This is a genomic window from Paraburkholderia sp. 22099, from assembly GCF_052045835.1.
Classification (GTDB): domain Bacteria; phylum Pseudomonadota; class Gammaproteobacteria; order Burkholderiales; family Burkholderiaceae; genus Paraburkholderia; species Paraburkholderia terricola.
The window spans coordinates 17,012-29,806 of the sequence record NZ_JBQEPU010000027.1 but is presented as its reverse complement, the minus strand read 5'-3'; the positions used below and the strand labels follow the sequence as shown (position 1 = coordinate 29,806).

General features: G+C 63.3%; 10 protein-coding genes and 1 riboswitch. Of the genes, 1 reads left to right on the top strand and 9 read right to left on the bottom strand.

The window, feature by feature from the left end; all coding sequences use genetic code 11:
- Nucleotide 1: 1 nt before the first annotated feature.
- The 8 genes from ACTJLC_RS23330 to ACTJLC_RS23295 form a co-directional block, all read right to left on the bottom strand.
- Nucleotides 2-919, bottom strand: a complete 918-nt coding sequence (locus ACTJLC_RS23330) for an ABC transporter permease subunit (protein ID WP_073427917.1) — start codon at nucleotides 917-919, stop codon at nucleotides 2-4.
- Nucleotides 920-1,007: 88 nt separating this feature from the next.
- Entirely contained in the window at nucleotides 1,008-2,018 is a 1,011-nt protein-coding gene (locus ACTJLC_RS23325; RefSeq protein WP_073427731.1) for an ABC transporter permease subunit, read from the bottom strand.
- A 126-nt stretch (nucleotides 2,019-2,144) separates the two neighbouring features.
- Complete coding sequence (locus ACTJLC_RS23320; protein WP_073427732.1) at nucleotides 2,145-3,773, bottom strand: ABC transporter substrate-binding protein; 1,629 nt, start codon at nucleotides 3,771-3,773, stop codon at nucleotides 2,145-2,147.
- 196 nt (nucleotides 3,774-3,969) lie between these two features.
- Nucleotides 3,970-5,607 (bottom strand): ABC transporter substrate-binding protein, encoded by a 1,638-nt coding sequence (locus ACTJLC_RS23315; RefSeq protein ID WP_440845257.1) that lies wholly within the window; start codon nucleotides 5,605-5,607, stop codon nucleotides 3,970-3,972.
- 287 nt (nucleotides 5,608-5,894) lie between these two features.
- Nucleotides 5,895-6,725 (bottom strand): methylenetetrahydrofolate reductase [NAD(P)H], encoded by an 831-nt coding sequence (metF, locus tag ACTJLC_RS23310; protein WP_073427734.1) that lies wholly within the window; start codon nucleotides 6,723-6,725, stop codon nucleotides 5,895-5,897.
- Between the two features lie 11 nt (nucleotides 6,726-6,736).
- On the bottom strand, nucleotides 6,737-7,090 hold the full coding sequence (locus ACTJLC_RS23305) for a phage holin family protein (RefSeq protein ID WP_073427735.1): 354 nt from the start codon (nucleotides 7,088-7,090) through the stop codon (nucleotides 6,737-6,739).
- Nucleotides 7,091-7,207: 117 nt separating this feature from the next.
- Nucleotides 7,208-8,629 carry an adenosylhomocysteinase gene (gene ahcY / locus ACTJLC_RS23300; RefSeq protein WP_073427736.1) on the bottom strand — a complete coding sequence of 474 codons (1,422 nt, stop codon included), beginning with the start codon at nucleotides 8,627-8,629 and terminating at the stop codon, nucleotides 7,208-7,210.
- 33 nt (nucleotides 8,630-8,662) lie between these two features.
- Nucleotides 8,663-8,797, bottom strand: a riboswitch (S-adenosyl-L-homocysteine riboswitch).
- Between the two features lie 150 nt (nucleotides 8,798-8,947).
- A complete protein-coding gene (locus tag ACTJLC_RS23295; protein ID WP_073427737.1) occupies nucleotides 8,948-9,730 on the bottom strand; it encodes a glycosyltransferase family 2 protein in 783 nt (260 codons plus the stop codon).
- A 168-nt stretch (nucleotides 9,731-9,898) separates the two neighbouring features.
- Here ACTJLC_RS23295 and ACTJLC_RS23290 point away from each other — a divergent pair, with 168 nt between their 5' ends.
- Nucleotides 9,899-10,888, top strand: coding sequence for a LysR substrate-binding domain-containing protein (locus ACTJLC_RS23290; RefSeq protein WP_440845256.1), 990 nt, complete (start codon nucleotides 9,899-9,901; stop codon nucleotides 10,886-10,888).
- A gap of 57 nt (nucleotides 10,889-10,945) precedes the next feature.
- On the opposite strand, the gene ACTJLC_RS23285 is transcribed toward ACTJLC_RS23290, so the two are convergent.
- Entirely contained in the window at nucleotides 10,946-12,649 is a 1,704-nt protein-coding gene (locus ACTJLC_RS23285; protein ID WP_440845254.1) for an OmpA family protein, read from the bottom strand.
- Nucleotides 12,650-12,795: the final 146 nt, after the last annotated feature.

Below are 12,795 nucleotides of genomic sequence, written 5' to 3'. Positions count from 1 at the left end.
TTCAGGCCATCCGTTTCAGTTTGGGATCGAGTGCGTCGCGCAGCCCGTCGCCGAGCAGATTGATCGCGAGCACCGAGATCAGGATGGAGAGGCCCGGCATCGTGACGATCCACCAGGCGCTGTCGATGTAATCGCGCGCCGAGGCGAGCATCGCGCCCCACTCCGCTGAAGGCGGCTGCACGCCGAGACCGAGGAAGCCGAGCGCGGCCGCATCGAGAATCGCCGACGAAAAGCCGAGCGTGGCCTGCACGATCAGCGGCGCGGTGCAGTTCGGCAACACCTGCGAGAACATCAGGCGCAGCGTGCCGGCGCCCGCGACGCGCGAAGCCGTCACGTATTCCTTCTGCAACTCGCCTTGCGCGGAAGCGCGCGTCAGGCGCACATAACCCGGCAACGCGACGATCGCGATCGCCAGCATCGTGTTGACGAGACCCGGACCGATGATCGCCACCACCGCGACGGCCAGCAGCAGCGACGGCAACGCGAGCAGCACGTCCATGATGCGCATGATCGGCGTATCGGCCCACTTCTCGAAGAACGCCGCGATCAGGCCGAGCACCACGCCCGGAATCAGCGCGAGCACGACCGAGACGAAGCCGATCCAGAACGACAGACGCGCGCCGTACATCAGGCGCGAGAGGATGTCGCGGCCCGCTTCGTCGGTGCCGAGAATGAACTTCCAGTTGCCACCTTCGAGCCATGCGGGCGGAATCTTGACGAAGTCGCGATATTGTTCGATCGGGCTATGCGGCGCGATCAAGGGCGCGAAGATCGCGACGAAAATCAGCACCAGCACGACGATGCCGGCGCTGACCGCGCCGCGGTTGCGCGAGAAATTCGCCCAGAATTCGCGGGCCGCGATCGCGCGGCCGCTGGGCGGCGTGACCGCTGTGGGGACTGTGTTTTGAATGTCTGCCATGGTCATGCCTCCCGCCGAGCCGCCTCAAGGGAGGCATGCGCCCCCTTGAGGGGCAGCGAACGCAAGTGAGCGTGGGGGTTCATATTCTTTACCTCGTATGGCGAATGCGCGGGTTCAACACGCCGTACAACAGATCGACGACGAGGTTCACGACGATCACGAGCGTAGCGATCATCAGGATACCGCCCTGCACCACCGGATAATCGCGCCGGCCGATCGCGTCGATCAGCCATTTGCCGATACCCGGCCACGAAAACAGTGTCTCGGTCAGCACCGCGCCCGCGAGCAGCGTGCCGACCTGCAAGCCGATCACCGTCACCACCGGAATCAGCGCATTGCGCAACGCATGCACGACGATCACGCGCCCAGGCGGCAAGCCCTTCGCCCGCGCGGTGCGGATGTAGTCCTCGCGCAGCACTTCGAGCATCGACGAGCGCGTCATGCGCGCGACCACCGCCAGCGGAATCGTGCCGAGCACGATGGCGGGCAGGATCAGATGGCTCAGCGCGGATTTGAACGCGCCTTCGTCGGTGGACATCATTGCGTCGATCAGCATGAAGCCGGTCACGTGCGGAATGTCGTATTCGACCGCGATGCGGCCCGACACCGGCGTCCAGCCGAGCTTCACCGAGAACACCATGATGAGGATCAAGCCCCACCAGAAAATCGGCATCGAGTAGCCGGTCAGGGCCGTGCCCATCACGCCGTGATCGACCACCGTGCCGCGCCGCAACGCCGCGAACACGCCCGCCGGCAAGCCGACGATCAGCGCGAACAGCATCGCGCAGATCGACAGTTCGACGGTGGCGGGAAAGCGTGCGAGGAATTCGCCCATCACGCTGGTATTGGTGATGATCGAGGTGCCGAGGTCGCCGTGCAGCGCGCGGCCGATGTAGTGGATGTATTGCATGGGCAGCGGCTCGTCGAGCCCCAGCCGGTGCATCGCGGCGGCATGCATGGCCGGATCGACGCCGCGCTCGCCCATCATCACTTCGATGGGATCGCCCGGTATCAGGTGAATCAGCGCGAACGCAAGGATCGTGATGCCGATGAACGTCGGTATCACCATGCCGATGCGGCGCAAAACAAAGCGGAACATGGTTCGTCCCTATGGTCTTGATGAAGAAAAAACGCAACCGGCGACGAGGGCTTGTGACCCCGGCCGCCGGACCATTTCGACCAGTTTTCTAACCGTGCGAAAAGCTACTGCGTAGGCTTGACTCTATTACTTGACGCTCACGCCGTCGAAGCGCGCATAACCGAGCGGCTCGATGCGCATGTCGACCACCTTCTTGCTGACAGGCTGGTACACGGTCGAGTGAGCGATCGGCGAGAACGGCAGTTGCTGCGCGAAGATCTGCTGCGCCTGCGTGTAAGCCGTGGTGCGCGCGCCCTGATCGGACGTGACGCGGCCCTTCTGGATCAGATCGTCGAACGGCTTGTGGCACCACTTCGAGAAGTTGTTGCCGTTCACCGCATCGCAGCCGAGCAGCGTGCCGAGCCAGTTGTCCGGATCGCCATTGTCGCCGGTCCAGCCGATCAGCATCGTGTCGTCTTCACCCGCATGCGCGCGCTTGATGTACTCGCCCCACTCATACGTGACGATCTTCGCCTTCACGCCGATCTTGGCCCAGTCGGCCTGGATCATTTCCGCCATCAGGCGGGCGTTGGGGTTGTACGCGCGCTGCACCGGCATCGCCCACAGCGTGAGTTCGAAGCCGTTCGGATAGCCGGCCTTCGCGAGCAGGGCCTTGGCTTTCGCCGTGTCGAACGACGCGGCCTTCAGGTTCTTGTCATACGACCATTGAGTCGGCGGCATCGGGTTCGTCGCGGCCTGGCCTGCGCCTTGATACACCGAGTCGATGATCGCCTTCTTGTTGATCGCCATGTCGAGCGCCTGGCGCACCTCGACCTTGTCCACCGGCTTGTGCGACACGTTGTACGCGAGATAGCCGAGATTGAAGCCCGGCTGCGACGGCATCGCGATGTTCGCTTCGGCCTTCAGCGGCGCGATGTCGGCCGGACGCGGATAGCTCATCACCTGGCATTCGTCGCGCTTGATCTTCTGCACGCGCACGCCGGCGTCCGGCGTGATCGAGAAGATCAGCTTGGAGATCTTGACGGTGTTCGGCTTCCAGTAATCGGGATTGCCGTCGAAGCGGATCGTCGCGTCTTTCGTGTAGCTGCGGAAGATGAACGGCCCTGTGCCGACCGGGAACTGGTTGATGTCGGCCGCCTTGCCGGCCTTCAGCAACTGATCGCCGTATTCGCTGGAGAGAATCGACGCATATTCCATCGCCATGTTCTGGATGAACGGCGCGTTGACTTCCTTCAGCGTGAACTTGACCGTATAGGGATCGACCTTTTCGACGCTGGTGATCAGCTTGTCGAGGCCCATGTCCGTGAAGTACGGGAACTGCACGGGGTACGCCTTGCGGAACGGCTGGTTCGTATCCAGCATGCGCTGGAACGTGAACACGACGTCGTCCGCATTGAATTCTCGCGTGGGCTTGAAGAACGACGTGGTCTGGAACTTCACGCCGTGGCGCAGATGGAACGTATAGGTCTTGCCGTCCGCCGAGACATCCCACTTTTCGGCGAGACCGGGTTCGACCTTGGTGCCGCCGCGTTCGAATTCGACGAGGCGGTTGTAGACCGTGAACGTGTTAGCCGTGAAATCGGTGCCCGTGGTGTATTGGGCCGGATCGAAACCCGCAGGGCTGCCTTCTGAGCAGTAAACCAGGGTTTTATTCGGAATCTCAGCGCGCGCAACGCTTGCGCCTAGCATCGATGCCGCTGCGGCAGCGACGAGCGTCGTAACACGCGCGGCGCGCAACAGATTGTTTTGCTTCATGTTTCCTCCAGGTTCGGGGCCGGCTGTCGCCGGCGTAGCGCGATATTACTTGAGCTTGGCTCACAGCAACAAGCGGACGAAATTTCCTGGGTAGACGATCGGAAACCCAATGAGGCATACGCGTAGCCGCACGCCGGCGCTGGCCGGAGCGTGCGGCTTTAGAGGGCGGGCTCGACAGAAAGCGGCCCGCGGGCGGTCATTTCAGGCCGACGTTCATGAATTGCGTCGGGCCGAACGGGTCGATCTTGAAGCCCGTCACGTTCTTGCTGATCGGCTGATAGACCGTGGAGTGGGCAATCGGCGTGAACGGCACCTGGTCCTTGAAGACCTCCTGGGCTTCCGTATAGGCCTTCGTGCGTTCGGCCAGATCGGTCGTGCCGCGGCCTTTTCTGATCAGGTCGTCGTAAGGCTTGTAGCACCATTTGGAAAAATTGCTGCCGTTGACCGCATCGCAGCCGAGCAGAACCCCGAGCCAGTTGTCGGGATCGCCGTAGTCGCCGGTCCATCCGATCAGCATCGCTTCGTGCTCGCCGGAATGGCCGCGGCGAATGTACTCGCCCCATTCGTAGGTGGCGATCTTCACCTTCACGCCGATCTTCGCCCAATCGGCTTGCAGCATTTCCGCCATCAGCCGCGCGTTGGGGTTGTACGGCCGCTGAACCGGCATGGCCCACAGCGTCAGGTCGAAGCCGTCGGGATAGCCCGCCTGTTTGAGCAGCGCTTTCGCTTTGTCGACGTCGTAAGGCGCGTCCTTCAGATTCTTGTCGTAGCCCCATTGCGTCGGCGGCATGGGGTTGGTCGCCGCCTGGCCGGCGCCCTGGTAGACCGAGTCGATGATTGCTTTCTTGTTGATCGACATATCGAGCGCGCGGCGCACCAGCAGATTGTCGAGCGGCTTTTTGGTGTTGTTGTAGGCGATGTAGCCCAGGTTGAAGCCCACCTGGCTCGGCATGGCGAGCGATGCGTCGGCTTTCACCGCCGGAATGTCGGCGGGCCGCGGATACGCCATCACCTGGCATTCGCCGCGTTTCAGTTTTTGCAGACGCACCGCCGGGTCCACCGTGATCGCGAATATCAGCTTGCTGACTCTCACGACGCCAGGTTTCCAGTAATCGGGATTGCCGTCGAAGCGGATCGAGTCGTCCTTGGTATAGCTGCGGAAAATGAACGGGCCGGTGCCGACCGGATACTGGTTGATGTCCGACGCCTTACCCGCCTTCAACAACTGATCGCCATATTCGGCCGAGAGAATCGACGCGAACGGCATCGCGATCTGCTGCAAAAACGGCGCATCGACTTCCTTCAGCGTGAAGCGCACGGTGTACGGATCGAGCTTCTCGACCTTCGTGATGTTCCTGGCGAGCCCGAGATCGGAGAAATACGGGAACGGCACCGGGTACGCCTTGCGGAAAGGCTGTTCGGGATCGAGCATCCGCTGATAGGTGAAGACGACGTCGTCCGCGTTGAATTCGCGGGTCGGCTTGAAGAACGGCGTGGTCTGAAACTTCACGCCGCGCCGCAGATGGAAGGTGTAGGTCAGGCCGTCGGGCGAGACATCCCATTTATCGGCGAGGCCCGGTTCGATATCGGTGCTGCCGTGCGCGAACTCGATCAACCGGTTGTAGACGGTGTACGAGCCCGCGCTGAACTCGACGCTGGTGGTGTATTGCGCGGTGTCGAAGCCCGCGGGACTGCCCTCGGAGCAGAACACGAGCGTTTTGTCGGGCAAGGTGGCGGCGCCCGCGGGCGCGAGGCCGGCAGAGAGCACCGCGCAGGCGCTCAACGCGGAAAGGCAGATATGGCGAACTGCAAACAGCAACCTGGATACTGTCATCACGTTCTCCGCACGGCAGCCACGTCAGCTGCGCCTCGATCATAGACAGCACAAAAAACGGCTTCAATGCGGGCTTACGTGTTGCAAGGTGAGACGGAATGGATCGCTTTGTGACGCGTCGTGCGGATTTGCGAGTCGAGCTTCCCGGCGGCGTTGCCGTTGGCGGCGACGCTGCCCCGCCACGGATTTCCGTGCGCGCCATTTCTTTCGACGCAAAAAAAAACCGCGCGGCCGGGTAGGCCGCGCGGTTTTCATCCATCAAATCGGCGCCGGGACTTCCAGGCGTCTTACACGCCCAGCCGTTCGCAGATCGCCTTGGTCGCCGCGGCGCCGTTCAGCGTGTAGAAGTGCAGGCCCGGCACCTTGGCGTCGATCAGACGCCGGCACAGGTCCGTCACCACGTCGAGACCGAACGCGCGAATCGCCTCACGGTCGTCGCCGAAGCTCTCCAGCCGGCGCGCGACCCAGCGCGGCACTTCCGCGCCGCACATCTCCGAGAAACGCATGAGTTGCGAGAAGTTCGTGATCGGCATGATGCCGGGCACGATCGGCACGTCGACGCCGAGCTTCCTGGCGTCGTCGACGAAACGGAAGTACGCGTCCGCGTTGAAGAAGTACTGCGTGATCGCCGAATTGGCGCCGGCCTTCACCTTGCGGGCGAAGTTCGCCAGATCGTGATCGGGCGAGCGCGACTGCGGATGGTACTCCGGGTAGCCGGCCACCTCGATCCAGAACCAGTCGCCGAATTCGGCGCGGATAAAGCTCACCAGTTCCGACGCATAGCGCAATTCGCCGACCGCGCCCATGCCGGACGGCAGATCGCCGCGCAGCGCGACGATATGGCGGATGCCATGCGCGCGGTACTCGTTGAGGATCGCGCGCAGGCTCTCTTTCGAGGAGCCGATGCACGACAGGTGCGGCGCCGCCTCGAGGCCTTCCTTCGCCATATCGACGACGGTATCGAGCGTGCCCTGTTGCGTCGAGCCGCCGGCGCCGAACGTGACGGACACGAACTTCGGCTTGAGCAACGCGAGCTGCGTGCGCGTGGCGCGCAGCTTATCGACGCCTTCCTGCGTTTTCGGCGGGAAGAATTCGAATGAAAGTTCGATCGGGTTCATGGTTCAGTCAATCAACCGAGACTGCGGTTGCCGAAAATAAGTGCGGACAGCAGCCATGAAACGATGCTGTACAGAATCGAGCCGAAGAACGCCGACCAGAAACCCGACACCTCGAAGCCCTTCAGCAGCGACGCGCCCAGCCAGAAGCACAGCGCATTGACCACCAGAATGAAGATTCCGAGCGTGAGGATCGTGACGGGCAGCGTCAGCAGAATCAGCACCGGCCGCAGAATCGTATTGATCAATCCGAGCACCACCGCGACGATCAATGCGGTGCCGAAACTGCGGATATGAATCGACGGAACGAGGTAGGTGATGATCAGCAGCGCAAGCGCGTTGATCAGCCAGGTCAGCAGCACGGTCATGTAGAGCTCCTTGCAGGCAGGATGTCCATTGAACGGGAAGGCGGGCATGGTGAACGAGGCGGCGCATCGTGCGCCGCCTCGTGCTTAAACCGTCATGCTTTCAGACCGCCCGCATCTTTAATAGCGGTAGTGGTTCGGCTTGAACGGGCCGTTCTTGTCGACGCCGATATAACCGGCCTGCGCGTCGGAGAGCACCGTGAGGTTCGCGCCGATGCGCGCCAGATGCAGGCGCGCCACCTTCTCGTCCAGATGCTTCGGCAGCACGTACACCTTGTTCTCGTACTTGTCGCCTTGCGTGAACAGTTCGATCTGCGCGAGCGTCTGGTTCGTGAACGAGTTCGACATCACGAACGACGGGTGGCCGGTCGCGCAGCCGAGGTTCACCAGACGGCCTTCGGCCAGCAGGATCACGCGCTTGCCGTCCGGGAAAATGATGTGGTCGACTTGCGGCTTGATGTTGTCCCACTGGTACTGGCGCGTCGACGCCACGTCGATTTCCGAATCGAAGTGACCGATGTTGCAGACGATCGCGTTGTGGCGCATCGCCTTCATGTGATCGTGGTTGATCACGTGGTAATTGCCGGTGGCCGTCACGAAGATGTCGGCCTTGTCCGCCGCGTATTCCATCGTCACGACGCGGTAGCCTTCCATCGCCGCTTGCAGCGCGCAGATCGGATCGATTTCGGTGACCCACACCGTCGCGCCCAGGCCGCGCAGCGATTGCGCGCAGCCCTTGCCCACGTCGCCGTAACCGGCCACCACCGCGATCTTGCCCGCGATCATCACGTCGGTTGCGCGCTTGATGCCGTCGACCAGCGACTCGCGGCAGCCATACAGGTTGTCGAATTTCGACTTGGTGACCGAGTCGTTCACGTTGATGGCCGGGAACGGCAGGCGGCCTTCCTTTTCCATCTGATACAGACGGTGCACGCCGGTGGTGGTTTCTTCCGTCACGCCCTTGATGTGCGCGAGGCGCGTGGAGTACCACGTCGGGTCCGCGTCCAGATGACGTTCGATCGACTTGTACAGCGCGACTTCTTCTTCGTTGGTCGGCTTGGCGATCACCGAACGGTCTTTCTCCGCCTTCGAGCCGAGAATCAGCAGCAACGTGGCGTCCCCGCCGTCGTCGAGGATCATATTGGCGAATTCGCCGTTCGGCCATTCGAAAATGCGGTGCGAGAATTCCCAGTATTCGTCGAGCGATTCGCCCTTGAACGCGAACACCGGCGTGCCGGCCTTGGCGATCGCGGCGGCGGCGTGGTCCTGCGTCGAGAAGATGTTGCACGATGCCCAGCGCACGTCGGCGCCGAGCGCGGTCAGCGTCTCGATCAGCACGCCGGTCTGAATGGTCATATGCAGCGAACCCGCGATGCGCGCGCCCTTGAGCGGCTGCTGCGCCTTGTATTCTTCGCGCGTTTGCACGAGGCCGGGCATTTCCGTCTCGGCAATGTTCAGTTCCTTGCGACCCCAGTCGGCAAGCGACATGTCGGCAACGATGTAATCCTGGGAAGCTTGGGAATCGATAACTGCGGCGTTCATCACGCCCTCCTTTCTAAGAAATTGACTAGAAATTTGACGTGAGCGCGGTTCGATGCGGTGGATCGAAACGCGCGACGCGCATCCGACCCTTCCGATTGAAGCCTTCGAGCCTGGCGGGCGGCCGGCGAATGCAGATTCGCGGTACCCGTCGCAACGCTCCTCGAAGACGAACGGCGATTGTAGCAAATCGAGATGGCTTCGGGGCGTGGATCGGGTATGCGAGCGGGTTGTTTTCCGGATACGGAAAACCGCTGCGGGGAACGGCTGGGCGGGCGTCCCCGTGATTGATGGGCGTTGCGCGGCCGAGCGGCCTGCGCGTTATACAGCGGGCGCGGCGGGCTCCTGCGCCATGTTCGCCGTTCGCAGTTGCGCGATGCCTGCCCGCGCGGTCTCGACAAACTGCCTCGAATACCTGAACGCATCGGCGACGTCGGCGGGATGCACGGTGGCCAGCCCGAGCGCGATGCGGAAGTAGCGCTCGGCGTGGATGCCCGCGTGGTAATGCATGCGCACGCGCTTCGCATCGTCGAGGCGACGATTGCCGAAAATGTCGCGCAGCGCCCACGAAAACGCGCCGTCTTCGCCGCCTCGAACGCGAAACGCGTCGTCCATTGGGAAACCGCCGAGCGCGGCGTAGGCCGCGCGGCGAATGATCAGGCTGCTCGGCACCGTATTGCTGAGCGTCGCGGCGTGTTTGGCGAAATCGGCGTGGCCGGTGATGTCGGCTGGAAAACCGGTGTATTCGACGTCGAGCCGCACGGACACTTCTGTCGGGTTCTTCGCGAGAAACGAGCTTGCCGCGGCAAGCGCGCCGGGCAGGTATTCGTCGTCGGCGTCGAGGAAGGCAAGCAGATCGTGTGAAGCATGCAGCGCGCCCCAGTTGCGCGCCCGCGCGGGGCCGCCGTTTTGAGGCATTCGCAACAGGCCCACGCGCGGATCGAGGCTGCCGCACTCGGCCACGATGTCGGCCGACGCGTCGGTCGAACCGTCGTCGACGACGATGATCTGCGCGACTTCGGGCTGAATCTGGCCGCTGCGCAGCGCACGGACAACCGTCGCGGCGCCGTTGTAGCAGGGAATGATGATCGAAATGGGCTTCATGATGAGGACCTGCGCCAGGGCGCCGACGGTGGAAAGCCGCCAATCTTATCCGCGCTGAAACGGCAAGCATCCTGAAAAGCCGCGCGGCCCCCGCGCGCGCTGCCGCATAAATATGGTGACTTACAATCATGCCGGTCATTCCAATCTGGAATTCTGGAGCCGGAGATCGTGGAACTACGTGCGCTGCGGTATTTCGTCGAAGTGGTACGCCAACAGAGCTTCACCGTGGCAGCCGAGCAGATGTTCGTGACGCAGCCCACCATCAGCAAGATGGTCAAGTCGCTGGAGGACGAAATCGGCTCTCCGCTGCTGTTGCGTGACGGCCGTCAGATGGTGCTGACCGACGCCGGCCGGATCGTCTACCAGCGCGGCCAGGACGTGCTGGCGGCGCACGCGCAATTGCAGGCCGAACTGAACGATCTCGACACGCTCGGCCGCGGCGAACTCACCATCGGCATTCCGCCGATGGGCGGTTCGCTTTTCACGCCCACCATCGCCGCGTTCCGCCAACGCTACCCGAAAATCGACCTCAAGCTGTTCGAGCAAGGCTCGCGCGCGATCGAAACGGCGCTGATCAACGGTGAACTGGAACTGGGCGGCGTGCTGCAGCCGGTCGACCCCGAAAACATCGACGTGCTGCCGATCACACACCAGTTGCTATGGCTCGTCGCGCGCACCGGCTCGCGCTGGGACGATCTGCACGAGGTGCCGCTCGCCCAACTCGCCAACGAGCCGTTCGTGTTCTACGGCGAGAGCCTCGCGCTCAACGACGTGGTGTTGAATGCCTGCCGCGCGGCCGGCTTTGCGCCGACCATCGTCGGACGCAGCGGTCATTGGGATTTCATGGCGGCGCTGGTGCTGGCCGGCGTCGGCATCGCGCTGCTGCCCGCGCCCTATTGCCGGCGGCTCGATGCCGCGCAGTTCACCTGCCGGCCGGTCGTGGATCCGGAAATTCCGTGGGAAATGGCGATCGGCTGGCGCCGCAACGGCTATCTGTCGCACGCCGCGCGCGCGTGGCTCGAGGTGGCGCGCGAGACGCTGCCGGGCCAGGCCGGCGATGATTTCATGCTGGGGCCGGGTATCGGGATCAAGGGAATTACGGGGATCACGGACATCGCAGGCATTACCGCGCCCGCTCCGACACCGCCCGTCAAATGAAAAATGCCGCCTGGCGCGAGCCGGGCGGCATGGCACAAACGCTCGACGAAGGCGCGCTTACTGCTGCGCGACGAACTCGATGCGGCGGTTGGCGAAACGGCCGCTCGCCGTATCGTTGCTCGCGACCGGACGCGCATCGCCGTAACCCTGCGCGATCAGCGAATCAGCCGGCACGCCAGCCTTGACGAGATGCGCGCGGATGGCTTGGGCTCGCTTCTTCGAGAGTTGCAGATTGGCTTGCTCGCCGCCCACGTTGTCCGAATAGCCGGCCACTTCGAGCTTGACGGCCTTGCCGTTGCGCGCGCATGCAGCAAGCACCTGCGCGGACTGGTTCAGGTCCTCCCGCGCCGAAGCCGGCACCTGATTGCTGGCGTTCGCGAAGTTGATCACTTGCAGATTCAGCACCTTCACGATGTCCGCTGACGCGCATGCGTTGTCCGGAGCCAGCAGCCCCTTGATCGCGCCGCGGAAGCTTTCCGTTGCGTTGGCCACGGCCTGCTCGACGTTGAACGACCCGATCTGATACGACGCGCCGAACAGCGACTTCAGCTTATCGAGCCAGCCGAGCTTCGCGTTGGCCGCGCTGCCGCTCAGTTCGATGCGCGTGCCGTCCACTTTCGCTTCCGCGCCCGGCAGGGCCATCAACGGCAAAAGGCCCTCGAGACGCGCGAGCCAGTCGGCCGGCTTGGTGTCCGCATCGATCGCGACGTTCGCGACGAAGTTGTTCGCGCCGAGACGCTGCGTCAGCGCGTCGATGAACTGCTTGCGTTCCGCTTCGCTACCGAGCGTTGCGGTGAGGGTCGGCTTGCCGGCGGCGTCGACGGTGAAGCTGAGCTGACTGTCCCTGGTCGGCACGGGCGCGGCGGCCGCTTGCTCCACGGCGCTGGCGGCACTGGCGGCACTGGCGGCACTCGCCGCAGGGGCGGCGCTGGCCGCGGCCGAGGCAGGCTGTGCAGCCACCGCGGCATCCGCATTGGCGCGCGTGGCGCTTTGCTCGCCTTGACACCCGCGCAGGAACAGGAAAGCCAGCACCGCCGCAATGGCCGCGAGCAGCCACCACAACCAACCGCGCGAGCGGCGCTCTTCGCGCACCACCGCGTCGGCGGGCACCTGGACCGTTGCCTGGCTGGGGTGCCCTGGCTTGGCCGCGGGCGTGGGATGGTCGACGTGAGACGAAACCGCTTTCAACTGCGCCAGCACGCTGCCGGCGAAACCGCCAAGCCCGCCCAAACCGAGCGCGGCCATGAGGCTGTCGTTCAGATGCGGCGCAATGAGCGGCAATTGATGACCCAACAGCGTGGGCAACTGGCCGACATTGCCGCGCGCTTCGAGGAAATGCCGCTTGAGCACGCCGAGCACCGTTGCGCCGACGATGCCGGTCAGCGCATGCGTGGCGTGCGCCGGCACGCCGGTTTGCGTGGCGACCTCGTCGCTGAGGGCATCGACGCGGCGTTCCAGCACGCGTTCGAGCAACTGACGCCCCGCGCTTTCGAGCTGGCTCACCCCACCGGTGCTGCCGAGCAATTGCGGCAGTTGTTCGGCAATGTGCCCGTTCACCTCGGGCGAGAGAATCGTGGCGAACAGCGACCGCGCGCCTTCCAGCGTCGCTCCCTTTTGCATCAGGCCGGCGACCACTGCCGGAGCAAGGGTTGCAAACACCTTCCGCGTCGCCTCCGGCGGCAGTCCGAGACGGGATCCCAGTTGCTGCACGACCCCGTCCGTCAGCGCGGACTGAATCAGCTGAATCACATTGATGCTCATCGCTTCACTTCCTCGAATTTCCCGAGCGCGCCACCTGACGCGCTCCTCTTTTGGCGGCGCGATTATAGGTTCGGGAAAATCTCATAAAAGAAGCAGCACAATTTATGACGAATAGACCGACGTTCGACTAATTTCTCCTATGTTTG